Genomic DNA, 26,915 nt, shown 5'->3' on the forward strand with positions numbered 1-26,915 from the left:
CCGATAAAGACAACAAAGGAGATCGCCATGCGCGCCTTGCCGTCGATAGCTGTCGACGACCTTATCTGTGATGTCCTGGTCATCGGATCCGGTGCGTCCGGCCTGGCGACTGCGGTCACCTGTGCCGAGCTGGGCCTCGAAGTCATCGTCGTCGAAAAAGAGCCTGTGCTCGGCGGCACCAGCGCCTGGTCGGGCGGTTGGCTGTGGATTCCCCGCAACCCGTTGGCCGTCGCCGAAGGGTTTATGGAGGACCTCGAACAGGCGCGGATCTACCTGCGCAATGAACTGCACAGCGACGTACTCGACCCGCGAGTGGAGAAGTTCCTCGAAGTAGGCCCGAAGATGGTCGAGTTCTTTCACAGCCATACCGACGTCCGGTTTTTCTCCGGCAGCAAGATGCCTGACTTTCATGCCAGCGAAGGCTTCGCCAGCGGCGGCCGTTCGATCTGTGCCCTGCCATTCGATGGCCGTCGCCTGGGACCCTGGATCAATAAATTACGGCGGCCGCTCGACATCATCAGTCTCGCCGGAATGGGCATTGCCGGTGGTGCCGATCTCAATCATTTCCTCAATGCGAGCCGATCTGCACGATCACTGCTGTATAGCGGCAAACGCCTGCTGCGCCACGTCCGTGACGTGATATGCCACGGCCGCAGCATGCACCTGGTGAACGGCAATGCACTGGTAGCCAGGCTGCTCAAAAGCGCAGTGGACCGTAACGTGCGCTTGTTGACCGAATCGCCGGTACAGAATCTGCTGTTAGAGGATCAGCGTGTGGTCGGTGCACGCTTCGAGCACAGCGGACGCCTGAGCGACATCCGGGCACGACGTGGTGTGGTGCTGGCCTGTGGCGGTTTTCCCCACGACCGGCAGCGAATCGCCCACCACTTCGCCCACGCACCTGTCGGCACCGAACACTTGAGCGCTGCCCCCAAGGGCAATACCGGCGACGGCCTGCGGCTGGGTGAAAGTGTCGGGGCTGGCATGGCGTCCGACCTGGCGCATGCCGCAGCGTGGGCTCCAGTCTCTCGGGTGCCACGGGAGGACGGTGGTTTCAGTGGCTTCCCGCACTTGATGGAACGGGCTAAACCGGGATTTCTCGCAGTGCGTCCGGATGGGCGGCGCTTCGTCAACGAGGCTGACTCTTACCATGACTTCATGTCAGCACTGTTCGATGCCTGCGGACCGGAAGAACCACCGGTATCCTGGCTGATTTGCGATCATCGTGCGCAGCGGCGCTATGGCCTGGGCTGGTCCAAACCCTTTCCATTCCCGACGCAGTCCTATGTTCGCATGGGCTATCTGTTCAAGGATTCGACTTTAGCGGGACTTGCCAGCCAATGCGGGATTGATGCGCAGCAACTGCATGCCACGGTCAGTGCATTCAATCGATTTGCCGAGAAAGGCTGCGATCCGGCGTTTCGGCGCGGCGAATCGCTGTACAACAAAAACCAGGGTGAAATGCTGCATGGTCCCAATCCATCCCTGGGCAGCCTGCGTCACGGCCCGTTCTATGCTGTGAAGCTGGTTGCCGGCAGCCTCGGCACTTTCGCCGGACTCAAGACTGATGCCTGCGCTCGAGTGCTGGGCAACGATCAAACGCCGATTGCGGGATTGTTTGCCGTGGGCAATGACATGAACAGCATCATGAACGGTTATTACCCCAGCGGTGGTATCACCCTCGGGCCTGGCATGACCTTCGCCTACATAGCGGGAAAAACACTCGCAGGCCAGGCCGATGAGTAAGCCATCCTGCCCATCACCCCCGTCTACGCAACCATTGCAAAAAGCCTTTTTTCTCGATGGCCTTCGGCTCTTCCTGGGTCATGGTGTGGGCGATCTGCAAGCGGAAATCCAGCAACGCTTTCATCGCTTCACCGATGTCATGGCGGGCCTCAACGCACGGCCTGAAGAATTCCTTGTCGATCCGGTACAGGTTGCAGAACGTCAGTGCGGCAAATTCCGCTGGCAGCGCCGTACCCGAGACGATCCCGCCTTCGCCAATCACTTCGCCGGGGCCCATGCGCCCGGCTTCGAACTTCACTCCGGCGCGGCTCAAGGCCACCGTCACTACGCCCGATTCGATGATATACAAGTGATCGCTGACCTGGTTGGCCGGCAAAATCACTTCTCCCGGCTGAAAAATCTGCCGGGTCATGGCCTGGCTGACGTCGTCTTTTTCTTCCTCACTCAACGTTGTCGCGAAAATGCTCGCGTTGTCCAGCAAGCCCCGGGCTTTTGATTGCACCGGGGGCAAACTGGTTTCGACAGTCGACAGCCAGTTGATACCGGCCGCCTGCAAATGCCGATACGCCAGATCGTAGAGCTGGTTGCGCACATTGCGCTTCTGATCCATCGACACCACGAAGCCGCTGACTTCGTATTCCACGCCATTGCTACCGGTACTCTTGATCGTCACTTTCGGTGCCGGTTTGGTCAACAGGATGCGGCAGCCTTGCGCCGCGCGTTCAAGGGCATCGAACACCCGGTTCGGGCGCACAAGGGGGCTGATCAGCAAGCTGATCGAGACCCCGAACATATCGCTGGGCCGACTGAAATTGGTGATCTTGGCCTTGGCCGCCATCGAGTTGGGGATCACGATCATGTTGCCCTGAGAGGTTTGCAGGAACGTGGCACGCCAGTCGATATCGGTCACCCGGCCTTCGGTGCCGTCGATGGCGATCCAGTCATCGATTTGATAAGGCTTGGTGGTGTTCAGGACGATCCCGGAGAACACATCGCTGAGGGTGCTTTGCAGGGCCAGACCGACAATGATCGCCAAGGCGCCGGACGTTGCCAGAACGCCCTTGACCGGCAGATTGAGCACATACGCCAGGGCGGCGATGACCGCTACCAGGAAAATCACTGCGCCGAGAAGATCCTGGAGCAAGCGCCCGGTGTGCCCTACCCGGTACATCATCACCGCACCGATGATGACTGTCAGGGTGCGTGCGCCGAACAGCCACCACATGATCTGCAGCACGGTGGTCGCGAACTGCAGCGTCGCGTCATCGACCGCAGGCCCCGGCTCCCATGGGCTCAAGCCTTGATGGAACAACAGCGCGCTGTACAAGGTAAAAATCACCACCCGCGCAAGTACTTTCCAGTTGTACCGGTGGGAACCGACCACACGCCACATCACCATATCAATGAGGATCAGGAGCAGGCCGCCCATCAAGGGACTTTCAGAGAACAAGGACAACATCGGGCATCTCCCGCTCCAGCCAATGGTCGCCGCGCTACTGCGGACCTGTATCCGACCTTTGAAGGATAGTCAGGCCGGCCGAAAGAGGTCGGCGGATTGCGCGTGAACATGTCCCCCAAGGTGGCTTAGTGCAGTTTTTGTGGCTGCTCTGCGCCAGCCCTTTGCGCGCACCCAGCCGTCAGTCGGCGTGGCAAGTTCTGAACACTGACTTACACTGCGATACAGCCGCGTTCCAATGACTACTCAACGGATCGATGGGTCCCAAGGCAATCCGGTGATCTGGGTGACGCCAACATGAAAACGCTCATAGCCTGCTTGGCCGCTGTGTCCGCTGCCAGCGTTTGCCTGGTGACGGTCCCCTGCACCCAAGCCGCATCCTTTGCCACCAGTTACGATTGCACCAAGGCAACGGCTACGGTCGAGAAGCTGATCTGTCGCGACGCGCAACTGGCGCAGATGGATGTCGAATTGATGCGTCTTTATCGCCTGGCGCTGACGGATGAACATTCAGTTCCGCGCCCGGATAAAGTACTGATCGACCAGCAGTTCTGGGTCGATGCCCGTAACCAATGTGCCTCCAGGCCTGACCCCCGGGCATGCACGATCAGCAGTTATGCCCAGCGCGCGCACCAGCTGCGCCAAGGTTCGGCAATCGTCAGGACCAAAGACCCATACCGACTCACCGAAGGCCCTCTGGCATTTCGCTGTAACGGGCTGAACGCACTGGTTTCCGCGACTTTCTTCACCACCCAGCCAGGTGTCGTTTACCTGGCGTGGGCCAATAGCTCGATCACCTTGAACCAGGTGCCGAGTGACGTTGGTACTCAATACATTGGCATGGATTTGCAGGGAACCTACAGTTTCCGGCAGGACGGCAATGGCGTCCTGTTCCAGAAACCGGGCTCGGGAATATTGACCTGTACGGCTGAACCGACGGGCTGAAGTTCATGCCGGTGAATCGCGCACCCACTGCCAGAAAAGCTGATACCCGACCGCCAACACCACCGGACCAATGAACAAACCGATGATGCCGCTGGTGACCATGCCGCCCAAGGCGCCGATCAGTACCACCGGCATGGGTACGTCCACCCCACGCCCCAACAACAATGGCTTGAGGACGTTGTCCACCAGGCCGGCAACGAAGACGTAAATCGCAAAGATGATGGTGACCGTGCTGGGGCCTTCCGTGGCAAATACATAGGCGATCACCGGCACGGTAATCAGCGTCGCGGGCAATTGCATGATCCCCAGCAACAGCACCGCCAGGGCCAGCAGGCCCGCACCCGGCACGCCCTTGAGGACAAAGCCGAGCCCGACCAGCAACATCTGAATGAAAGCGATACCGACGACACCCAGCGCCACGGCACGGATGGTTGCCGTGCATAAGGCGGCGACACTGGCGCCCTTCTCCGGCCCGTTGATGCGCGAGGCAATCTGCACAGAAGCACGGCTGCCGGCTTCGCCGTAGGCCATGAAAATCCCGGCAATGATCAGCGCGAAAATAAAGGTCAGAAAACCCATGCCCACACCGGCCAGTTTGCCCAGCAGGCCCAGGCTGACGCCCTTGATTTGCGGGATGTATTTGGCGGTTAGCCCGGGAAGGTCAGTTGCCGCTTGCTGCCATAGCGCAAACACCCGGTCACCCACCAGCGGCCATTGCGCCACGGATGCCGCCGGCGCCGGAATATGCACGCCCTCGTCCTTGACGACGCTGATGGCATTTTCCACTGAGTCGGCAATCGAGGTTCCCAGCAGGTAAATCGGCACCATCAGAATGATGATTGCCACGAGCACGATGAACGTCGCAATGCGCCCGTCCTTGTGCCCCAACGGGCCTCTGAGACGCTTTTGCAGCGGATACAACGTGATCGCCAGGATCACCGACCACAACATCAAATCGCGGAACGGCCTGAAAATCTCGAAACAGAACAACACCAGCACAACAATCAGTCCTGCGCGGATCAGGACATCCAGCAAGCCGCGGGACAAGGCCTTCTCTGAAAGCGGTAGGGGCACCATGGATATCTCCTGGCAGTGCACTGGAAAGATAGAGTGTCGGTATGCCCAGCATAGTTGCTCATCGGCAAATGTGATGAATGTATAACTGTCGATAATCAGCGCAGGAAAGTGGCGGAAGGTAGCCGGAGTCGAACCTGCCCGGGAACGGATGCCGTCCCCAACCGGGTTTGAAGCCCGGCCGCGCCACCGGGCGCGATTACCTTCCTCAATTCAGTGCCCGGTTCGCCGGGCCAGGGCGTTGTCCGGACGAATCTGGCGACGATCGCCAACGCGTCGCGTCAGGCCCAGCCGATCGAAGTATTCGAGAATCTGAATGCTGCGCTTGCGGCCCAGCCCCACGGCATCACGAAATGCCGAGACCTGGATCACCGGATTCTCATCGGCCAGTTGCAACAGCATAGCCGCCAGACGATGGAGCGTTGCGTCGGTGTAAAACAAGTCACGCACGATCTGATGCACCCGCCCAAGCCTGGCCATTTTGCGCAGCAGCAATCGCACAGCGGCTTCGTCGTGGCCCAGCTCGCGTATCCATGGCGGATCGAAACCCGCCGCGTCGAACAGCGGCTGCAATTGCAGCCACAGCGCTTCATCCGCCGCGCTCAGGCGCACCTGGTGGTCGGGCAAATGCAGCCACGGCCCACTCGCAGTGATGGCGCCATGGCTGAGTAGATGGTCGAGCAGGCTCATGAATGTCGAGCGGTCGAGGGCAAAACCGGCGAATCGACGCAAGCGATCGCGGTCCGGCCCCATTTGATCGGGTTCCATTTGATGAAAGCGTGTCAGGTGTTGCAACAGCTCATCCTGCAATGTCTGCCACCGGGTGGTGCTGAACAACACGGTAGACTGCCGTGATTCGATCAGGCGCACGTCATCGGGCAGTGACCAGTTCGCTCGAAGCTGGTTGAACTGGCGCTCCAGACGTTGCGGATCGAACCCGGTAGCGCTGTTGGCCAGTAACACCGGCAGGGCATCTTCCAGGCGATTACTCGCGGCCAACGCCTGCAACTGCGCCAGTCGCTCCGGGCTGCGGCGATGTCGGCTGGGGGCGAACGGGTCAAGTACGCGTCCACCGCCGAGGGTCCGTTGCGCGCTCTGGTCACGTACGATCAGTGGATCGCCCTTCACGGCTTGCACCGGCGAATTGAGCAGGATCTGCGCCAACATCCGCTCGCCCGGTGCCACGCTCGCGCCCTCCAGCAATGCCACGCGCCCGGTAACGTCATGAGTGCCGATGTGTACGTGAACCGGCTGAAAATGCTCAAACGCGCGTGGCTCAGCGGGGAGTAACTGAAAGTCGATGTCCAGGCGCTGAGTCGGCGCGTACAGCCACTCTGACACCAGCCACTGACCGCGATGCATGTGCTCCAGCGCCAGGCGTTCGCCGCTGATGTTCAACGCAACACGCTGCCCGGCCACCGCCACATCGGCCGCCTGATTTTGCGCATGCAAGCCGCGCACGCGCACGGTTTTGCCGAGCGGGCCGAGCATCAGGGTATCGGCCACCGCGACCTGGCCGGACACGGCCGTACCGGTCACCACGATACCGGCGCCGGCGATACTGAATGCCCGGTCGATGGACAGCCGAAAACCACCGTCGATTCCGTGTTGCGCGACCTGGTTTTGCGCTTGCAGCAGCGCCTCGCGCAAGGTGTCTACGCCCTGCCCGGTGACGCTCGACAGCGCAATCAATGGCGCTGCCGCATAAGGCCCAGGTGCCAACAATGCGCTGACCTGCTCGCGCACGATGTTCACTCGGGAAGGTTCGACCCGGTCGCACTTGGTGATCGCCACAATGCAACGGGCGATGCCAAGCAGTTCGACGATGGCCAGATGTTCGCGGGTTTGCGGCATCACGCCGTCATCGGCGGCCACCACCAGCAACACCAGATCGATGCCCTGCGCCCCGGCCAGCATGTTGTGGGTGAAGCGCTCATGACCCGGCACATCAATGAAACCTGTCAGCGGTGCGCCGGGCACCAGTTCGGCGTAGAGATAGCCAAGGTCGATGGTCATGCCGCGCTCGCGCTCTTCCCGGCGCCGGTCGCCCGCCTGCCCGGTCAGGGCCTGGAGCAACGCAGTCTTGCCATGGTCGATGTGCCCCGCCGTGCCGACAATCACCCTGCCCGGTCCTCCACTTTCAATTGATCGAGCTGCGCCAGCCACGTCGGTTCATCATCGAGTTGCCGCAAGTCGAGCCACAGGGCGTCGTCATCGATGCGCCCGAGCACTGGAATCGGCAATGCCCGCAAAGCAGATTCCAGCGCCATCAGCGAGCGTCCGCGCAGTCGCTTGCTGGTGTTCGGGCGCAGGCACAGCGCGGCGCTCGGTAATCTCGCCACCGGTTGGCTGCCGCTGCCGATCATCCCCAACGCCGCCGTCGCGCTGACATTCCAGCCTTCGCCCAATTGTTTGGCCAAGGCCGGTTGCAGGCGCTCGGACTGGGCGAGGATGTCGGCCTGTGGCCGGGTCAGAAAGCGCAGACTTGGCAGACGTTCGGCCAGTCGATCCGGATTGCGGTACAAGCCGAGCACCGCTTCAAGGGCGGCCAGGGTCAGTTTGTCGACTCGCAACGCGCGTTTGAGCGGGTTTTTCTTGATTTTGCCAATCAGTTCCTTGCGCCCGACAATCAACCCGGCCTGCGGCCCGCCGAGCAATTTGTCACCGCTGAAGGTGACGATATCCGCACCATCGAGCAGCGCCTGGCGCACCGTCGGTTCAGCAGGCAACCCCCAGCGCGTCAGGTCCAGCAGGCTGCCACTGCCAAGGTCTTCGAGCAGCGGTAACCCATGCCGGTGCGCCAGTTGTGCGAGCTCGGCAGTCGGTACGCAAGCAGTGAAGCCCTGAATGCTGTAGTTGCTCGCGTGCACCCGCATGATCAAACCGCTGCGCGGGCCGATGGCGGCTTCATAGTCGCGGGCGTGGGTACGGTTGGTGGTGCCGACCTCATGCAGTTTTACCCCGGCGCGGGCCATGATGTCGGGAATGCGGAAGGCACCGCCGATTTCGATCAATTCACCCCGAGAGATGATGCCTTCCTTGCGCGCGCCCAGGCTGTTGAGGGTCAGCAGCACGGCGGCGGCATTGTTGTTGACCACCGTCACTGCTTCGGCACCGGTCAGTTCGCGGATCAAGCCTTCGATCAGATCGTCGCGGTCACCGCGTTTGCCACTGTTGAGGTCGAATTCCAGATTGAGCGGGTAGCGTGCGGCCATTTGTACTGCGTCAATCGCCTCTAGCGGCAACAACGCCCGCCCAAGGTTCGTATGCAATACGGTTCCGGTGAGGTTGAACACCCGCCGCACATGGCTGCGGTGTTGCACCTGCAGCCGTTCGCCCGCCCTGCCCGCCAACACTTCAGGACTGACTTCGATCGCCTGGAGCAGACCCTGTTGTACAGGTTCGCGCAATTCATCGAGCAATTGCCGCAACGTCGCCAGCAACGCGTCGCGCCCATAACGCTCGGCCAAAGGCTGAAACGCCGGATGACGCAACAGGCTGTCGATGGAAGGCAATCGCAGGTTGGCACTGGCACCGCTGGCGGACATCGGGCGCTCCTGAAATAGAAAGACCGTCGCGCCAGAGTGTAGACGCTGTGGTCATTCGTCTCCCGGAGCCAGTAACAGATTCGGTGCCAGGCGCTGATAGCCGTCCTGGGCCAGGCGCATGTCGAGCATCAAGCTGCTCAAATCCGCCGACAACGCTTCAGCGGCCGCATCGTTTTCCAGGTAGAGCAGTTTCAGGTAGTTGTTGCAGCTCGGGCACATTTCGGCGCGCAGCGGTGCCTGGTTGGCGGCGTGGCGATCGTCTTCAAGGCTGAGATATTCCAGGCCCTTGCTCTGCTCGCAATACACACATTTGACCCGCACCACGTGCCATTCACAGGCGCACAACGAGCAGACCAGATACCGCAGACCGTTGTGCTTGCCACGATTGCGAATCACCCCGGCCATGGCCGGCGAGCCGCAACACGGGCATTGGCTGAGGCTGTCGCCCGGTTTGAGCTGCAGGTTCGGCGTGCGGAGCAGCCAATGGCTCCAGGCCGCTTGCAGGGCAGCACCGAGAAACGGTACCAACGCTGCCGGTACCAGCGAATATTGGCCGCTGACCAGCGCCACGGCCCACGCACGACGCTGGCCCGGGCTGGCTGTGCGCAACGTGGCCAATGCATCGTTTACCGCCGGTTGCGCTGGTGGTACATAGCGTTGCAGCAAGGCGTCCAGATACGCTTGCCAGTCGTCCTCGCGAGTCAGGCTGTCGGCGGCGAACGGCGGCAATCCGTGGTGTCGGCAAAGCTCGATGCGTTGTGCGTCGAGTGGCTCGCCAAGCGGCGGATCGTCCAGGATCTGCTGTTGCACCCGACACAGGTCTGCGATTAAGCGTAAATAGTCGGCCAACGGATGATCCACAGCCAATTGCTCCAGGCGTGCTGCGCGCAGGCTGAACAGGTTATGCGGTGGCAGGTGCAGAAACGGCGGCGAACTGGCCGCCGCTTCGATTTCTCCGGGTTCAAGTATGGTTGGCAAGCGTCAGCCCTTTTTGGTGATCGGTCGCTCGGGAGGTACGTCGCGCGTCTCATCGTGAGTCACTTGGCGATACCAGAGTTCGTGGTGTTTCCTGGCCCAGGCACGACTGACCCAACCGTGCGTCATGGCGCTGACCGAACCCTTGATCCAGATGCCCGCATAAATGTGCACGATGATGCTCAGGATCAGCACAAAACCCGCCAGCGCATGCAGCAGCATGGCCCAGCGAATGCTGGTGATGCCGAAGTAGGCACTGAAATATGCTCGCCAGATCACCAGGCCGCTGAACAGCAACACCAACATGCACAGCAGTAAAGTCCAGAACAGCAGCTTCTGCCCGGCATTGTATTTGCCCACCGGCGGCACTTCTTCCTCATTGTTGGCCATCACCCGATTGATGCGCCTCAGCCACAGGCGATCATTGGCAATGAAGTAGTTGGAACGCCAGCAGCTGAACACCAGCCCAAGGAAAAACACGAACATCAATACACCCATGAACGGATGCAGAATGCGAGTCCAGGGGCCACCGCCAAACAGATTGCTCAGCCAGTACAGCGCCGGGTGGAACAACGCCAGCCCGGACAGCCCGGCCATCAGGAACAGAATCGCCACCAGCCAGTGGTTGGTGCGCTGGTTGCTGGTGTAGCGCAGGATGGTCTTGTTCATGGCCTGCCCTCCCCGCGTGGGTCGTAGGTGTGCACCGCAGGATCGACCTGATGAACCGAAGTATCCGGCGGATCCGGGTACTCATCCTCCTCGACCCGATTCGGCCCGATGCGTACATAGTGGAAGAACCCGGCCAGCACGGCCGCGCCCATTGCCAGCAGCGCCAAGGGTTTGCTGATGCCTTTCCACAAGCCCACCAAGGGACTGATCGCCGGATGATCCGGTAAACCGGCATACAGCCTTGGTGTGTCGGCGTGATGCAGCACGTACATGACGTGCGTGCCGCCGACCCCTTCGGGATCGTACAAACCTGCATTGTCGAAACCACGACTTTTCAGGTCGACGATGCGTTCAGCCGCGTGTTCCTTCATGTCGTCCTTGGTACCGAACACAATGGCGCCGGTTGGACAGGTTTTTACACAGGCCGGCTCAAGGCCAACCGAAACACGGTCCGAACACAGTGTGCATTTGTAGGCTTTGTGGTCTTTTTGCGAGATCCGCGGAATGTTGAACGGGCAACCGGTGATGCAGTAACCGCAGCCGATGCAATGGTCCTGGTCGAAATCGACGATACCATTGGCATGTTTGATGATCGCCCCTGGGCTGGGGCATGCCGCCAGGCAACCCGGTTCGGCGCAATGCATGCAACCGTCCTTGCGGATCAGCCATTCCAGGTTACCGGCATCGGTTTCATGCTCGGTGAAACGCATCAAGGTCCAGGTGTCGGCAGTCAGGTCATGGGGGTTGTCGTAGGTGCCGAGGTTGTGGCCGACCTCGTCGCGCAGCTCGTTCCACTCCGAGCATGCGACCTGGCAGGCCTTGCAGCCGATGCACTTGGTGGTATCGATCAGTTTGGCGACTTCCTCCACACCACGCACCGATGGCGCGGGCGTGGTGGTGGCCGAGCGGGCAATGATGTCTTGGCTGGCCATTTAGACTTTCTCCACGTTGACCAGGAATGACTTGGATTCCGGGGTCTGTGTGTTGCCATCGCCGAGGAACGGCACCAGGGTGTTGGTCAGGTAGCCGTGACGGGTCAGGCCGGTAAACCCCCAGTGCAGCGGGATGCCGATCTGATGCACGACCTGATTGTTGACCTGCAGCGGACGAATCCGTTTGGTCACCACCGCCACCGCTTCGATAAACCCGCGCTTGCTGCTGACCCGAACCCGATCACCGGCCACGATCCCCTTTTCCTTGGCCAGCACTTCGCCGATTTCCACAAACTGCTCAGGCTGGGTAATCGCATTGAGCTTGCAGTGCTTGCTCCAGAAGTGGAAATGCTCAGTCAACCGGTAACTCGTCGCGGCGTACGGGTAATCCTTGGCAACGCCGAGGGTATCCCACACCGAATCGAAGATCCGCGCTGCCGGGTTACTGGTGGCTTTTTTGTTGCTCGGGTGCAATGGATTGATGCCGATCGGCGTTTCGAACGGTTCGTAGTGCTCGGGAAACGGGCCTTCGTTCATCTTGTCGACGGCGAAGAAACGCGCCACGCCCTCGGGGTTCATGATGAACGGATTCATCCCGGCTTCCGGTGGCACATCGGCCTTGTAGTCCGGCACATCGGTGCCGGCCCACGCTTTGCCGTTCCACCACACCAGGCGTTTGTGCGGATCCCACGGTTTGCCCTGCAAGTCCGCTGAAGCGCGGTTGTAGAGAATCCGCCGGTTCGCCGGCCAGGCCCACGCCCAACCCTGATGCTGATGCATGCCGAACGGGTCATTGTTGTCGCGACGAGCCATCTGATTGCCCGACTCTGTCCAGCTGCCACAGAAAATCCAGCAACCGGACGCCGTGCTGCCATCGTCCTTGAGCTGACCAAATCCGGCCAGTTGCGCGTTGGCCTTGATGGCCGCGCCCGTGGCGTCGGTAATATCGGTGACGGCCGTGCCGTTGATTTCCCTGGCCAGCTCCTCGGGCGAAGGTTCGTCGGGGATCTTGTAAGGCCACGACAACTTGAGCAGCGGGTCGGGGAATTTGCCGCCATTGGCCTGGTAACGCTGACGCAACCGCAGAAACAGCTCACTCATGATCTGTACGTCGGTGCGTGCTTCGCCGGGACCGTCGGCACCTTTCCAGTGCCATTGCAGCCAGCGGCTGCTGTTGACCAGCGAACCGTCTTCTTCGGCGAAACAGGTGGTGGGCAGACGTATCACTTCAGTTTGGATATCGGCGCTGTTGACGTCGTTGAACGGCCCGACTTTTTGCCAGAACTCAGACGTTTCAGTGGCCAGCGGGTCCATCACCACCAGCCATTTGAGCTTGGCCAGCGCAACCATCACCCGGTTTTTATCGGGCAGCGCGGCGATGGGGTTGAAGCCTTGGCACATGTAGCCGTTGACCTTGCCCTGACCCATCAGGTCAAACACCTTGAGGATGTCGTACTGAGGAATGTCCAGTTTCGGCAAGTAATCGAAAGCCCAGTTGTTCTCGACGGTGGCGTTGGCGCCGTACCAGGACTTCATCAAGCTCACATGGAACTTGCTGTAATGCTGCCAGTAAGACAACTGCCCCGGACGCAAGGGGACTTGCGTACGCTTGGTAATGTAGGCGGCGTAATCCTGTTCGGCGTCGCCCGGCAGGGTCAGATAACCGGGCAGTGAGTTGGACAGCAGCCCCAGGTCGGTCAGGCCCTGGATATTGGAGTGCCCGCGCAAGGCATTCACGCCCCCGCCCGGCATGCCGACGTTGCCCAGCAGCAATTGCACCATCGCCGCGCTACGGATGATCTGGGCGCCAATCGAGTGCTGGGTCCAGCCCAAGGCATAGAGAATGGTCATGGTCTTGCCCGGTTGCGAGCAAGTGGCGATTTCCTCCCAGATTTTCTGCATGGCATCGACCGGCATGCCACAGATCTGGCTGGCCAGATCGATGTTGTAACGGCTGTAGTGCTGCTTCATCAATTGATAGACGCAACGCGGGTCTTGCAGCGTCGGGTCGACCTTGACGAAACCGTCCTCACCGAGCTCGTAGCCCCAGCCGGATTTATCGGTGTACAGGCGCTTGTCGACATCGTAGCCACTGAAAATACCGTCCTCGAAGCCATACCCGGCTTTGACGATGAACGACACGTCGGTGTAGTTACGCACGTATTCGTGCTGGATCTTGTCCTCGGTCAGCAAGTAATTGATCAACCCGCCCATGAAGGCGATGTCGGTGCCGGTACGAATCGGTGCGTAGTAATCGGCCACCGAGGCGGTCCGGGTAAAACGCGGATCGACCACGATCAAGCGCGCCTTGTTGTGCGCCTTGGCTTCGGTCACCCATTTAAAGCCGCACGGGTGCGCTTCTGCTGCGTTGCCGCCCATCACCAGAACCAGATTCGCGTTGGCGATATCGGTCCAGTGGTTGGTCATGGCACCACGGCCGTACGTCGGGGCAAGACTTGCCACCGTCGGGCCGTGTCAGACACGCGCCTGGTTATCGAACCCCAGCATGCCGAGACTGCGAATGACCTTGTGGGTGATGTAACCCGCCTCGTTGGACGCCGCCGATGCCGCAAGGAAACCGGTGGTCAACCAGCGGTTGACCGTTTGGCCCTGGGCATTCTTCTCGATGAAATTGGCGTCGCGGTCGGCCTTCATCAGGTCCGCCACGCGGTCGAGTGCTTCGTCCCAGGAGACGCGGGTCCATTCCGAGCTGCCGGGTTTGCGTACCTGCGGATATTGCAGGCGCCCGGGGCTGTGAATGAAGTCCAGCAGGCCTGCGCCTTTGGGGCAAAGGGTGCCGCGGTTGACCGGGTGGTCGGCGTCACCTTCTATGTGGATGATGTTTTGCGCGACATTTTTCGCTGCATCGCCCTGGCTGTACATGATCAACCCACAGCCGACCGAGCAGTACGGACAGGTGTTGCGGGTTTCTCGAGTGTGGGCAAGCTTGAAGTGGCGCACCTGCTCGGCGAAAGCGGCTGTCGGGGCCATGCCCAACGCGCCCAGGCTCGAACCAGCAAGGCCGATACCAGCGACCTTGAAGAACTGACGACGGCTGAGGTCCATCGTGCACTCCTGATCAGGTGGAAATCCGGTGCATTGCCGGACTTTTCTGGACAATCACGGTGGCGGCAGTCTGGCTGCCGACACCTGAAATAGTAGACAAGGCTGTCGAAATCACCATGACAACCGACCGTCGGGCATTTGCGGACAACCACAGAACATTGTGGGAGCTGGCTTGCCAGCGATAGCGTCGTGTCATTCAACCATTTCGCCGTCTGACCGGCCCCCATCGCTGGCAAGCCAGCTCCCACAGGGGATGTGTTGCCGGGGATTGGCGCTTATCATGGCCGGCATGATTAACCAGCCTTTACGAGATTTGCGCATGACTTTCGATTTTGATCAGGTGTTCGACCGCCACCACACCGGCAGTACCAAGTGGAGCCGCTACCCGGCCGACGTGTTGCCGATGTGGGTTGCCGACATGGATTTCGCGGCACCACCAGTGATCGTCCAGGCCTTGCAAAAACGTCTGGAGCATCCGTTGCTTGGCTACAGCGTGGCTCAGGATGACCTGCGCGAAGCCATCGTTGCTGATTTGTGGAACAAGTACGCCTGGCGAGTCGAGCCGCAAGAGCTGATCTTCCTGCCGGGTGTCGAATCGGGCTTCAACATGGCCCTCAAGGCATTGGTGCAGCCGCAACAGAATGTTGTCGTGCAAGTGCCGAACTACCCGCCGCTGCGCCACGCGCCAGGGCATTGGGGCCTGAACAAGGTGGAGTTGAGCTTCGACCCGCAACCCGACGGCACCTACACCACGCCGTTGGCTGCCTTGAGCCAGTCGCTGAAAGGTGGTGGCGCCCTGCTGCTGAGCAACCCGCACAACCCATTGGGCAAAGCATTCCCTCGGGCCGAACTGCAAGCCATCGCCGACATCTGCCTGGAGCGCGGTGCCTGGATCATCTCCGACGAAATCCACGCCGAACTGTGCTTCGACGGCCGCCAGCACATTCCGATGGCCTCCCTCAGCCCGCAAATCGCCCAGCGCACCATTACGCTGATGTCGGCGAGCAAGGCCTATAACATCGCCGGGCTGAAAACCTCGTTCATGATCATTCAGGATCGCCACCTGCGCGAGAAGGTCAACCATGCCCGCTGCGGCATGGTCGACAGCGTCAACCCGCTGGGCATGGAAGCCACGCGCGTCGCTTACAGCGAAGCCGGGCCATGGCTGGCCGCGCTGAAGGACTATTTGCAAAGCAATCGTGATTATCTGGTCGACGCCGTGCGCAGCCGCTTGCCGGGCATAAGCATGAACGTGCCGCAGAGCACTTATCTGGCCTGGCTGGACTGCTCGGCGCTGGGGCTGGACAACCCACAGCAATTCTTCCTCGAACAGGCCAAGGTCGGTTTGAGCCCGGGCCTGGATTTCGGTGATGACGGCCGGCAGTTCGTGCGCTTGAATTTCGGCTGCCCGCGCTCGCTGCTCGAAGAAGGCATTGCGCGGATGGAGCGCAGTTTGCGCAACCTCAGGGCCTGACAAATCCCCCGGCAGGAGCGCACTTAAGGACGAACACTGTACCTGTGGCGAGGGAGCTCGCTCCCGCTCGGGCGCGAAGCGGCCCTGAAAAGGACTGCTGCGCAGCCCAACGGGACGGTGCGGCGATCCGACAAGCTCCCTCGCCACAGGATGCTAACGTTTTCCCACCATCAAAAATCCAACCGAACTCAAGCCAAAACGCCAGGGTCAACCCTTTGACTCCCCCGCCTGAGACCGGAGATTGATGATGAACGAATACCCAAAACCACCCTTCCCGAAACAACAGCAACCCGTCCCTGGCTCCCAGCGCAAAATGGATCCGTACCCGGACTGTGGCGAGCAAAGCTATAAAGGCTCGGGACGCCTGAACGGCAAGATTGCCCTGATCACTGGTGGCGACAGCGGCATTGGCCGTGCGGTGGCGATAGCGTTTGCCCGTGAAGGCGCGGATGTGGCCATTGCCTACCTTGATGAACAGGAAGATGCCGAGGAAACCGCCCGTTGGGTCGAACAGGCTGGGCGCCAATGCCTCTTGCTACCCGGCGACCTGGCGCACAAAGTGCATTGCCAGGCACTGGTCGAGAAAACCGTCGAGCGCTTCGGACGCATCGATGTGCTGGTCAACAACGCCGCTTTCCAGATGACCCACGAAAACCTCGAAGACATTCCCGATGAAGAATGGGTGATGACCTTCGACGTCAACATCACGGCCATTTTCAGGATTTGCCAGGCAGCACTCAAACATATGCAGCCGGGCAGCTCGATCATCAACACCAGTTCGGTCAACTCGGACTTTCCTAACCCGACGCTGCTGGCATACGCCACCACCAAGGGCGCGATTGCCAATTTTTCTGCCGGCCTTGCCCAGATGCTGGGACCGAAGAACATTCGGGTAAACAGCGTCGCGCCTGGGCCAATCTGGACGCCGCTGATCGTTTCGACCATGCCTGAAGACAAGGTGCAGAATTTTGGTGGCAATACCCCCCTTGGGCGCCCCGGGCAACCGGTTGAAGTCGCGCCCATCTATGTGCTGTTGGCAAGCGACGAAGGCAGCTACATCACCGGCCAGCGCTTTGGTGTCACGGGTGGCAAGCCTATCCTCTGATACCCGGCGATCCCGAAAAATGGAACCGGTCGACGCTTGCGGCGCTCAACACTCCATAGGCCCACCTCAGGCGGGCCTTTGGATATCAGGAGGTCGCCATGTCCGCACCTATCGTCAAGCTGTTTACTCAACCGAACTATGCGTGGACGGATATTCGCAAGGAAGAGGAAGCGCATCCACGTCATTATCTTGCACATTTACTGTTGCTCGCTTTGATCCCCCCGGTGTGTCTGTTCATTGGGACCACCTACGTAGGCTGGAGCCTGGCGGAAAACGAAACGGTCAAGCTCAGCGCGGCCAGTGCGTTACAACTGTGCATACTGCTTTACGTCAGCATCCTCGTGGGCGTCGCCGTAATGGGCATGTTCATCCGCTGGATGTCGCGTACCTTCGACGCACGCCCGACTCTCAATCAATGCATCGGTTTTGCCGCCTACACCGTCACCCCGTTTTTCCTCGCCGGTATTGCGGGGCTGTACCCGAGCCGCTGGCTGGCCATCCTGGTGTTAGGCGCGGCGTCGGTCTACTCGACCTTCCTGCTGTTCGTTGGCTTGCCGACGTTCATGCATGAGCGCAAGGAACAAGGCCTGCTCAACTCCGCTTGCGTCTGGGGCGTCGGGCTGTTGGTGCTGGTGACCATCCTGGTGGAAATGATCCTGCTGTGGTTCAACGTGCTTACGCCTGAGTATTTGCGCGCTACTGTCGGTTGAACACCGAAGCCATGAGCTTCATCATCTGGGTCGCCGTGCTGGGGGCCGTGCTGCTGACATTGGCACTCACCTCGTCGTACCTGCGGTGGATGCCGGTGACCACATCGGCAGTGTGCCTGCTGTTGGGCGTGGCCATCGGGCCGGCAGGCCTCGGTTGGCTCAGGCTGGATATCAAGGACGCGTCGTTCTGGATGGAGCACCTGACGGAAGTCGCGGTGCTCTTTTCTTTGTTCGTCTGCGGGCTCAAGTTGCGGCTGCCCCTCAAGGATCGCAAATGGCGCGTGGCCTATGGGCTGGCGGGACCGGTGATGCTCCTGAGCATCACCGGCGTCTGCCTGATGCTGCATTTTGTTTTCGATCTGGCGTGGGGACCTTCGCTGCTGATCGGCGCAATACTGGCGCCGACCGACCCGGTATTGGCATCGCTGGTTCAAGTCAATGATGCCAAGGATGACGATCCTGTCCGCTTCGGGCTTTCCGGCGAAGCCGGGTTGAACGACGGGATCGCGTTTCCGTTTGTGATCCTCGGCCTGCTGTTTATTCAACAGGGTGAGGCCTCATCGGCGGCCTGGCTCGATGAATGGGCGCTCAAACGACTGTTGTGGGCAGTTCCCGCCGGTTTGCTGATCGGTTATTGCATGGGCCGTGGCATCGGCCGGCTGACCTTGTCGATGCGCATCAGAAACGCCGACAGCACAGTTTCCCCCAATGATTACCTGACTTTTGCCCTGATTGCACTGGCTTATGTCGCCGCCGAGTCGATTCACGGCTATGGGTTCCTATCGGTATTCGCTGCGGGCCTCGGCCTGCGTGGTGCGGAGGTCAAATCCACGGGAGATTCCCAACCACCGGCAGAGCATCTAGTCCAAGCGGTGGTCGGCCATCAGAACGTCGAGCCTGACGCCGCGGTGCATGGCGACGTGGAGCATCTGGAGGAAACGCAAGTCGCGGCCGGGATCATGATCGGCGACATGCTGTCCTTCGGCAGTCTGGTGGAACGTGCCATGGAAGTTTTTTTGGTGACGCTGCTCGGCGTGGTGTTGATGGCGCATTGGGATTGGCGCGCACTGGCCATCGCAGGGGTGTTGTTTTGCCTGATTCGTCCCATGAGTGTCGCGCTCATACCTTGGGGGAACCTGCTCGACGGTCGGCAACGACTGCTGATCGGCTGGTTCGGCATACGCGGGATCGGCAGCTTTTATTACCTGTTCTATGTCCTCAATCACGGGCTGAACCCAGCGGTGGCGACGCTATGCACTGACCTGACATTGTCCGTGGTCGCGCTTAGCATTTTGATCCACGGCATCAGCACCCAGCCGGTCCTTGCCCGTTATGAGCAGCGCAAAAAGCCAGTGGCAGGACCGCGAACTGCATGAGTCAATCTTCGAACTCATGCACACTGCATGACTTCCATTTGCCAGCACTCAATCCTATGTCTCTGATGTTTCAGGTTTTTATAAATCAGTCAGAAACGGCACGACAAATGCTCCATTCCCATGAGCGACCTTCGGCATCGAGACCGTTTGCGCCCTACCCCATCCGTGACGATTTGAGAGACCTGACCATGAATGCCATCGACCTGTTGAAAGCCGACCATGAACGCGTAAAGGGCATTTTGAGCCAATTGAGCGAATCCACCGAGCGCGGCGTAAAGAAACGCACAGAGCTGCTTACCAAACTGGAAATGGAGATTTCCATTCACACCCGTCTCGAAGAAGAAATTCTGTATCCGGCGTACAAAAAAGCCGGCGGCAAAGAACAGGACGTCATGTATTACGAAGCCAAGGAAGAACACCGCACCGTTGATTCACTGGTTTTGCCGGATCTGAAACACACCGACCCGTCGACCCCTGAATTCGCCGGTCGCGTCAAAGTGGTCAAGGAGTTGCTGGAGCACCACATTGAAGAGGAAGAGACTGAAATGTTTCCTCAAGCGAAGAAATTGCTCGGCAAAGCTGAACTGGAAGAACTCGGAACACAAATGGAAACCCTGAAAACCCAGCTCAAAAAGCAATTCAGCGAATCGCACATGGCTGCCTGATGAGCAACGACACACACAGGCCTGGCTTTCGTCAGGCCTTTTTTTGCGCAGTTATTTCATTGCCGAGGCAATCGATTTCACCAGATTGAGCTGGGTGAACGGCTTTGAGAGCCGTGGCAGCCTGGCAGCGAAGCCTTCCAGTCGCTCGGCGTAGCCGGTAGCGAGAATGATCGGTATGTCGGGTTTCACAGCGCGGATCGCATCCGCCAGTTGTGCACCGTTCATTTCTGGCATTGCCATGTCGGTGATCACCAGATCAATGGTGGGATTGACCTCAAACAATTCAAGCCCCTGAGCACCTGACGTCGCGGTGATAACCCGATGACCGAGGTCTTCGAGCAGCAGGCACGTGCTGGTCAGTACCAGGCTGTCGTCATCGACCACCAACACACACAACCGATGGGTCTCTGGCGTTTTGGCTGGGTCGGTAATCTGAACCGCTACCGCTCCCTCCGATGCGACGGGTAACCACAGTTCGGCTGTGGTGCCGTGATTCTTTTGGCTTTTGAGAATGAACCGCCCGCCCAGTTGCTCGACAAATCCATGGACCATCGACAAACCCAGCCCGGTGCCTTTGCCAAGCCCTTTGGTGGTGAAAAACGGATCCATCGCCGATCCCAGTGTTGCCTCATCCATGCCGTCCCCGGTGTCGCTGATGCTCAGGCAGACATAGCGCCCGTCATCGGGTAAAGGCCGGGGCTCATCCCGGGCATCGGCTTTACGGGCGCTGATGATGATCGTGCCGCCGTTTGGCATTGCATCACGGGCATTGGTGACCAGGTTGAGCACCGCCAGTTCCAGCTGATTGACATCCGCCATGACCGGTTCGATCTCTGGAGGAAAGCGGGTTTGCAGAACCACTGACGGCCCGAGCGAACTGCGCAGCAAGCCGGAAATGCCTTGCACCAGCACGGGAATTTCGACCGGCTCGGATTTCAGTTCCTGGCGTCTGGCAAATGCCAGCATCCTTTGAGTCAGTGAAACACCGCGCTGCGCGCCCTGGGTCGCATTGTCCAGCAGGCGAACGATTTTCGGATCATTGGCCAGGCGTTTGCGCACAATCTCCAGATTGCCAAGAATCACCGTGAGCAAATTGTTGAAGTCATGGGCAATCCCGCCGCTGAGCTGACCAATGGCTTGCATTTTCTGCGCCTGGAACAATGCCTCGCGGGTTTGCTCCAGGGCTTGTTGCGCCTGGGTGACTTCAGTGATGTCACGGGTAATCTTGGCGAAACCGAGCAAGGTGCCGGTTTCTCCCCAAATCGGATCGACCACCACGTGGGCCAGAAAACGCGTGCCGTCCTTGCGAACGCGCCAACCCTTGTTTTCGAATCGCCCTTCATTCGTAGCGATGCTCAGCGTGCGTAGCGGTTCGCCAGCCTCGCGGTCTTCGGGCGTGTAGAACATTGAAAAGTGCTGGCCGATGACTTCTTCCGGCAAATAGCCCTTGATGCGCTGGGCCCCCAGGTTCCAGTTGGTCACATGGCCGCGGGGATCGAGCATGTAGATGGCGTAATCGGTGACACTTTGCACCAGCAAGCGGAATTGCTGTTCGCTTTGCTTGAGGGTTTCTTCAGCCATTTTGCGATCGGTCAGGTCGCGGGTGATCTTGGCGAACCCCAGTAACTTGCCTGTTGGATCGAGAATCGGATCGATCACCACGTGAGACCAGAAATACGTGCCGTCCTTGCGTACGCGCCAGCCTTCACCTTCGAAACGCCCTTCTCGAATCGCCGTATCAAGGGCCTTTTGCGGCAACCCGGCACGGCGATCCTCTTCGGTGTAAAAACGCGAGAAGTGCTGACCAAGAATTTCGTCTTCGTCATACCCCTTGAAACGCCTGGCACCGGCGTTCCAGCTGGTGATGATGCCTTCGGGATCAATCATGTAGATCGCATAATCAACCACCGCATCGATCAACAAACGAAGTCGCTTGTCCTCGAATCCGTCGGTATTGGTTCGATCTTCGCTCATTGACCCCTCACCCGTTTATGCTTGCTTTGAAGTATGCGACAAACCGCAGGATTGGAAAGCTCCAGTATTTGCGTCATATAGACGCCACGCGGATTTTACCGGTACACGTACTTTTCGATATAGGTATACAGGTCGTTATATACAAAATCCGGCACTTGCCTGGCGTGGGCTCCAGTCTTGAGCAATGCCAAATGGCAGTCTTTCACCATTTCGTTACGCTCCGCCATGGTGTAGACCTTCTTGTCGATGATGGCTTGGTACTCGCTGTAGGTGTATGCCTTTGTCGACTCGCTGACGTTGAGATTGTCCCTGGCATCTCTAGTGTAGGTACTGTGAGCCCGCAAAGTGCGCTCGTTCAAGGTCCCCAATCCGCGTTCATACAAAAGGATCTGTGAACCGCTATGCACTTTGGCGATGGCCTCAAACGCAAGAAGGATGGCCTGCGCGTTACTCATGCTGGCCGTGAGGGCCGAATAGCTGACAAAGCGTTCCAGCTCCTTGTTTTCAAGACTTTTGAGTGCCCTCTTGATGCTGGACACGTGCGCAAACGCCTGGTTGCAACCGACGACATGGGCTTCCAGACGATAGCCATTAGCGATGGACGACAAATCGGAAAAGCGGATGTCATCGAAGGCGCATTCCATGATGAGGTTGTATTTGCGTGTGAGTGCCTCGATAAAGATTTTGCCGCTGAGTTCTCGAACAAACTTCTCTGTGTGGGCATACGCATGCAGGACCCCTTCCTTGATCATGTCCGCGTATTGAGGGTGCTTTTCTCGATACTCGGGCAAGTAAAGCCGAACATAATTGGCGTATTGCCCTGAAGGCAGCAGTTCCTTTTCAAGCAGATAGGTTTTACCTGAGCCCTGTAATCCTGCGGTGACCAACAGTTTGGGCGGGGTTTCGGCGGTTTTACCGGCGAACAGTGTGGCCGTGATTTCGTTGAGTGCTTTGGACACGTCTGCAGGCGTATGGGCGTACTTTGGTGTTTCTGACATGGCTTGATTTCCTTATCAAAGAACCGGGTGAGAGTGATACCCGGTCATTTCAATAAAGTGTGCTTTCGGTGATTGTTCAAATCGTCGTTTGCTTCAAGGTATGTCAATGTTTTTAAAGGTAAAAAATCCTACTGGCCGGGGTGAAAAAGCGTTGGTTCCACAGACCACCATCGCGGCAGCAATTGCTTGACCTTGCCCTCGCCAAAGCGGTCATCGATCAACATCACCACGCCTTGATCCTGTTGTGTGCGAATCACCCGGCCTGCGGCCTGGACCACTTTTTGTACGCCGGGAAACAGGTACGTGTAGTCGTAACCGGCACCAAATATCGCCGCCATGCGCCGTTTCATTTGCTCATTGACGGGATTGAGCTGTGCCAGCCCAAGGGTGGCGATGAACGCGCCGATCAGGCGTGCCCCCGGCAAATCGATGCCCTCGCCAAACGCCCCGCCCAGTACGGCAAAGCCGACACCCTGGCCATCGGCGGTGAATTGATCGAGAAATTGCTGGCGTTGTTCCTCTGTCATCCCGCGCGATTGCGACCACAGATTGATCTGCGGATGGCGTTCGGCCAATAGCTGTGCAACTTGCTGCAGGTAATCGAAGCTGCTGAAAAAAGCCAGGTAATTGCCCGGGCGCTGGCTGAACTGCCGGGCAATCAATTCAACGATCGGTGCGAGTGACGCCTGACGATGAACAAAACGGGTGGAGATGCGGTTGACGATGTGCACCTGCAATTGGTCGGCATGAAACGGCGATTCAACATCAATGCACACGGTGCTCGCCGGTGTTCCCAGCAAGTCGGCGTAATAGTGCCTGGGGCTGAGCGTCGCGGAAAACAGCACGGTGCTACGCGCTGCCGTCAAACGGGGGCCGATGAACCCCGCCGGCACCACGTTGCGCAGACAGAGTTGCGAGAGGTTGCGTTTGCGATCGAGATCACGCTTGCTGATGTCGAACAGGTACTGCTCGTCAAAGAGTTCGCCCACACGGCAAAACTGCAGCATGTCGAAGTAAAAGCTCTGTAGCGCGCTGTCCAGCCCCTGCGGGTGATCGTTCAGAAAGTCGCCGATACTTGCGCTGCAGGATGACAACGCCTGGAGCAACTTTTCCGGAGGTTTGTCATAAGCCTGATAAGCACCAAGTTGCTGGTTGTGCAGAGCATTCCATTCGCGGTTGACCCGTTGCAATGGCTTTTTCAATGCCTCGGGGGCGGTTTTACGCACGCCATTGAGCGTCGCCTGGTCGAGGCTGGCGCTGTACATCTGACGACCGCGCTCCACCAGGTTGTGGGCTTCGTCCACCAATACCGCGACGTTCAATTGGTTGGCCTGGCATAGCCCGAACAACAACGCGCTGAAATCGAAGTAATAGTTGTAGTCGGCCACCACGACGTCGGCCCAGCGCGCCATTTCCTGGCTCAAGTAGTAAGGACACACCTGGTGCGCCAGGGCGACCTCACGCAGCGCATTCTGATCCAGCAGACGCAACTCTCTGGCAGCTTGCCGTGCCGCGGGCAGGCGATCATAAAAACCCCGTGCCAGCGGACAGGATTCGCCGTGACAGGCGCTGCCTGGATGCTCACAAGCCTTGTCCCGGGCGATCATTTCCAGGACGCGCAAGGGTGGCGCATCGGCGCTGTCGAGAATCACCTGCGCGGCATCCAGGGCCAGTTTGCGCCCCGGCGTTTTTGCCGTCAGGAAGAACACTTTGTCCAGTTGCTGCGGCGCCAGGGCCTTGAGCATCGGAAACAAAGTGCCGACGGTCTTGCCGATCCCTGTCGGTGCCTGGGCCATCAGGCAACGGCCGGTGCTGACTGCCTTGAACACGGACTCGGCAAGATGTCGCTGGCCCGGGCGGAAACCGGCATGGGGGAATTGCAATTGCTGGGCGGCGCCATTACGTGCTTCGCGATGAGCCTCTTCCTGTTCAGCCCAGTGTAGAAACAGTCGGCAATGCTGCTCGAAGAACACTTGCAGTTGCCCGGCGCTGAAGGACTCGACCAGACAGGTTTCCTTTTCGCTGACGATATCGAAATACACCAGCGCCAGATTGATCTTCTCAAGCGCCAGTTTCTGGCACATCAACCAGCCGTAGACTTTCGCTTGAGCCCAATGCAGTTGACGGTGGTTGGCCGGTTGCTTGTTCAAGTCGCCCCGGTAGGTTTTGACTTCTTCCAGGCAGTTCTGCGTCGGATCGTAGCCGTCCGCCCTGCCCTTGACCTTCAGGCTTTTGAACAACCCTTCAAGCGCGACTTCACTCTGGTAACCCTCGCTGCGCCGGGACGCTACCGTGCGATGGCCGACAATGCCTTCCAGCGCTGTCGGCGACGGTGTGAAGCGCAGGTCAAGGTCACCGACCTTGGCGGTAAATTCGCACAGCGCCCGCACGGCAATGCTGTAGCTCAAGCGGCTTGCTCCGCCCATTGCACATAGCAAACGGCAATCGGCATGCCGTGCTCATGACAGAACTCCAGCCAGCGCAGCTGGTTATCCTGCAAGCGATCCCCTGGCCCTTTGACTTCGATCATGCGGTAGGTTTTTTGCTGCGGCCAGAACTGGATCAAGTCGGGCATGCCCGCGCGATTGGCCTTGATGTCGAGTAACAGTCGATTGAACCAGTGCTTGAGGTGTTCCGCCGGCAAACAATCCAGTGCCTGCTCCAGCAACGCTTCGTTGAGCGCTCCCCAGAACACGAACGGCGACTGCACCCCCCATTTTTCGCTAAAGCGTTCACGGATGGTCTGCCGATAACGCCCGTCATCGAGTTCTGCCAGGCACGCCTGGAACAGCTCTGCGCGGCGCTCATGGAAATCCTCGTTGAGCAGGTCCACCGGGCCACGCTGGAACGGGTGGAAGAAAGCCCCGGGCAACGGCGCGAAAATCGCCGGCCAGCACAACAGACCGAATAACGAGTTGATCAGCGTGTTTTCCACATAGTGGACCGGTGCCTCATCCTGCGTGAGGTGCGCCTGCACGTAATGCTCCACCGACAACGCCAGGTCCGTGCGTGGCAATTGCAGGTCCAGGCGCAGCATTTGCCGGGGTGATGCGCGTTTCATTGGCGGCCCGCCGAGCTTGCGCCGCAGCCTTGGCAGCATCCGCAGCAGCACTTGTTGCTCGGCGGCACTTTCCGGTGCCTGTTCGGCCTGGGTGGCCAACGCCAGTGCCAATTCGAATTCACCGCAGCGCTCCAGTACGCGGATCAACCGCAACCGCGCGCCGGGATATCTGCACTGGCGATACAGCGTCAGCGCAGAGGCGAAATCGGCGATGCGCTCGCAATGCTGAGCGATCTGGAACAGCAGTTTCTCGCGGCGCCGTTGCAGCCATGGGTTGCTCAATGTCAGCCCGTTGACCTGTCCGATAACATCCCCCAGCGCTTCACCGGCCTCGAACTGTTGCTGGCAATGGTGCAGGAACATGCAGGCATCCACGTCTTCGCGGCTGCGCAGGCCTCGCGAGTCGGCGCAAAAGTCGACTTTTTCATAGGTAAAGATACCCAGGTCCGCCAGCACGAACTCGGACCAATCCTGGAAAAGATTGCCAAAAAACATCAAGCGCAGGCGATCACACAAGCCCATGATCGTCAGGCTGAACAACTGGTCGTCCAGCGTCGGGCACCATTGCCTGAAGGTGCGAGCCTCGGGAAACTGCTCGCTCAGTGCCGGTAGCCAGTCAGTCTTTTTTCCTTTTGGCTGATCAATGGCCGTACCCAGACATTGGAGAATTTCGGCTTTGAGCAACACCTCGAACAGCGTCTCCACCGCCAGGGGCATTTGTTGATCAACCCACGCCAATGCCAGCAACGGGCTGGCAGCGGCGGCGATGTCGCCAATTTCGGGGTAATGCAATTTACCCGCTCTGAAGTGAATGCCCTTGCGCATGATCAGGCGGACCAGCAAGGCCCGGGACTCGCGAGGTAACCCTTTGAAGTCGGTAATGAAGCGCTGTTCCTCGTCAGCCAGCACATCGGCATAGCGATGTTCAAGCCAATCAATGACTTGCATGAAGTTGTTCAAGTAGTAGAACGGATCGTCGAGGGGTTTTGCTGTCACGGGGAATGGGAGCCATGGGAACGAATACTGGTTATGCGTACAGATACCAGCAACGGCCTGCCCGGTGCAAACGGAAAAGGATAAGCGGCGGCGCTGTCAGGTATTTTTTCCGGCGCGCAGAACTTTCCGCCGATCCACGGCACCA

The 26,915-nt window shown here is 59.2% G+C and carries 19 protein-coding genes and 1 tRNA gene; 7 read left to right on the top strand and 13 right to left on the bottom strand.

Annotation, left to right across the window (positions count from 1 at the left end; genetic code table 11):
* Positions 1-27 precede the first annotated feature (27 nt).
* Positions 28-1,746 carry an FAD-dependent oxidoreductase gene (locus D8U73_RS14525; protein WP_130904863.1) on the top strand — a complete coding sequence of 573 codons (1,719 nt, stop codon included), beginning with the start codon at positions 28-30 and terminating at the stop codon, positions 1,744-1,746.
* A 13-nt stretch (positions 1,747-1,759) separates the two neighbouring features.
* Here the strand turns inward: D8U73_RS14525 and D8U73_RS14530 are convergent, their stop codons facing one another.
* Positions 1,760-3,205 (bottom strand): mechanosensitive ion channel family protein, encoded by a 1,446-nt coding sequence (locus D8U73_RS14530; RefSeq protein WP_056855366.1) that lies wholly within the window; start codon positions 3,203-3,205, stop codon positions 1,760-1,762.
* 294 nt (positions 3,206-3,499) lie between these two features.
* Here D8U73_RS14530 and D8U73_RS14535 point away from each other — a divergent pair, with 294 nt between their 5' ends.
* On the top strand, positions 3,500-4,147 hold the full coding sequence (locus D8U73_RS14535) for an MliC family protein (protein WP_130904864.1): 648 nt from the start codon (positions 3,500-3,502) through the stop codon (positions 4,145-4,147).
* Between the two features lie 3 nt (positions 4,148-4,150).
* Here the strand turns inward: D8U73_RS14535 and D8U73_RS14540 are convergent, their stop codons facing one another.
* The 8 genes from D8U73_RS14540 to fdnG all read right to left on the bottom strand — a co-directional run bounded on the left by D8U73_RS14540 (position 4,151) and on the right by fdnG (position 14,411).
* Positions 4,151-5,224 carry an AI-2E family transporter gene (locus D8U73_RS14540; RefSeq protein WP_056855368.1) on the bottom strand — a complete coding sequence of 358 codons (1,074 nt, stop codon included), beginning with the start codon at positions 5,222-5,224 and terminating at the stop codon, positions 4,151-4,153.
* 109 nt (positions 5,225-5,333) lie between these two features.
* Positions 5,334-5,429: transfer RNA gene (locus D8U73_RS14545), tRNA-Sec, on the bottom strand.
* 5 nt (positions 5,430-5,434) lie between these two features.
* Complete coding sequence (gene selB / locus D8U73_RS14550) at positions 5,435-7,342, bottom strand: selenocysteine-specific translation elongation factor (protein ID WP_130904865.1); 1,908 nt, start codon at positions 7,340-7,342, stop codon at positions 5,435-5,437.
* Positions 7,339-8,769, bottom strand: a complete 1,431-nt coding sequence (gene selA / locus D8U73_RS14555) for an L-seryl-tRNA(Sec) selenium transferase (protein ID WP_130904866.1) — start codon at positions 8,767-8,769, stop codon at positions 7,339-7,341. The genes selB and selA overlap by 4 nt, the downstream gene beginning before the upstream one ends.
* A gap of 51 nt (positions 8,770-8,820) precedes the next feature.
* Complete coding sequence (gene fdhE, locus D8U73_RS14560; protein WP_130904867.1) at positions 8,821-9,747, bottom strand: formate dehydrogenase accessory protein FdhE; 927 nt, start codon at positions 9,745-9,747, stop codon at positions 8,821-8,823.
* A gap of 3 nt (positions 9,748-9,750) precedes the next feature.
* The gene (locus D8U73_RS14565; RefSeq protein ID WP_130904868.1) at positions 9,751-10,413 is read right to left on the bottom strand and encodes a formate dehydrogenase subunit gamma; all 663 of its coding nucleotides are present in this window, start codon (positions 10,411-10,413) and stop codon (positions 9,751-9,753) included.
* Positions 10,410-11,345, bottom strand: a complete 936-nt coding sequence (gene fdxH, locus D8U73_RS14570; RefSeq protein WP_130904869.1) for a formate dehydrogenase subunit beta — start codon at positions 11,343-11,345, stop codon at positions 10,410-10,412. The genes D8U73_RS14565 and fdxH overlap by 4 nt, the downstream gene beginning before the upstream one ends.
* Positions 11,346-14,411, bottom strand: coding sequence for a formate dehydrogenase-N subunit alpha (gene fdnG / locus D8U73_RS14575; RefSeq protein ID WP_153188973.1), 3,066 nt, complete (start codon positions 14,409-14,411; stop codon positions 11,346-11,348). It abuts the gene before it with no gap.
* A gap of 319 nt (positions 14,412-14,730) precedes the next feature.
* Here fdnG and D8U73_RS14585 point away from each other — a divergent pair, with 319 nt between their 5' ends.
* The 5 genes from D8U73_RS14585 (at position 14,731) to D8U73_RS14605 (ending at position 19,741) form a co-directional block, all read left to right on the top strand.
* Complete coding sequence (locus tag D8U73_RS14585; RefSeq protein WP_130904871.1) at positions 14,731-15,885, top strand: PatB family C-S lyase; 1,155 nt, start codon at positions 14,731-14,733, stop codon at positions 15,883-15,885.
* Between the two features lie 247 nt (positions 15,886-16,132).
* On the top strand, positions 16,133-16,990 hold the full coding sequence (locus D8U73_RS14590) for an SDR family oxidoreductase (protein WP_130904872.1): 858 nt from the start codon (positions 16,133-16,135) through the stop codon (positions 16,988-16,990).
* 98 nt (positions 16,991-17,088) lie between these two features.
* Positions 17,089-17,700, top strand: a complete 612-nt coding sequence (locus tag D8U73_RS14595; protein WP_056855378.1) for a Yip1 family protein — start codon at positions 17,089-17,091, stop codon at positions 17,698-17,700.
* 11 nt (positions 17,701-17,711) lie between these two features.
* The gene (locus D8U73_RS14600) at positions 17,712-19,076 is read left to right on the top strand and encodes a sodium:proton antiporter (RefSeq protein ID WP_130904873.1); all 1,365 of its coding nucleotides are present in this window, start codon (positions 17,712-17,714) and stop codon (positions 19,074-19,076) included.
* Positions 19,077-19,264: 188 nt separating this feature from the next.
* The gene (locus D8U73_RS14605) at positions 19,265-19,741 is read left to right on the top strand and encodes a hemerythrin domain-containing protein (RefSeq protein ID WP_130904874.1); all 477 of its coding nucleotides are present in this window, start codon (positions 19,265-19,267) and stop codon (positions 19,739-19,741) included.
* Positions 19,742-19,792: 51 nt separating this feature from the next.
* On the opposite strand, the gene D8U73_RS14610 is transcribed toward D8U73_RS14605, so the two are convergent.
* The 4 genes from D8U73_RS14610 to D8U73_RS14625 form a co-directional block, all read right to left on the bottom strand.
* Positions 19,793-21,715 (bottom strand): PAS domain-containing sensor histidine kinase, encoded by a 1,923-nt coding sequence (locus D8U73_RS14610; protein WP_130904875.1) that lies wholly within the window; start codon positions 21,713-21,715, stop codon positions 19,793-19,795.
* A gap of 95 nt (positions 21,716-21,810) precedes the next feature.
* Positions 21,811-22,713: a zeta toxin family protein gene (locus tag D8U73_RS14615; protein ID WP_130904876.1), complete on the bottom strand. Its 903-nt coding sequence runs from the start codon at positions 22,711-22,713 to the stop codon at positions 21,811-21,813.
* Between the two features lie 128 nt (positions 22,714-22,841).
* A complete protein-coding gene (locus D8U73_RS14620; RefSeq protein WP_130904877.1) occupies positions 22,842-25,121 on the bottom strand; it encodes an ATP-dependent DNA helicase in 2,280 nt (759 codons plus the stop codon).
* On the bottom strand, positions 25,118-26,770 hold the full coding sequence (locus tag D8U73_RS14625; RefSeq protein WP_347238999.1) for a VRR-NUC domain-containing protein: 1,653 nt from the start codon (positions 26,768-26,770) through the stop codon (positions 25,118-25,120). The genes D8U73_RS14620 and D8U73_RS14625 overlap by 4 nt, the downstream gene beginning before the upstream one ends.
* Positions 26,771-26,915: the final 145 nt, after the last annotated feature.

The sequence above is a fragment of the Pseudomonas sp. Sample_22 genome (assembly GCF_004307635.1).
Lineage (GTDB): Bacteria > Pseudomonadota > Gammaproteobacteria > Pseudomonadales > Pseudomonadaceae > Aquipseudomonas.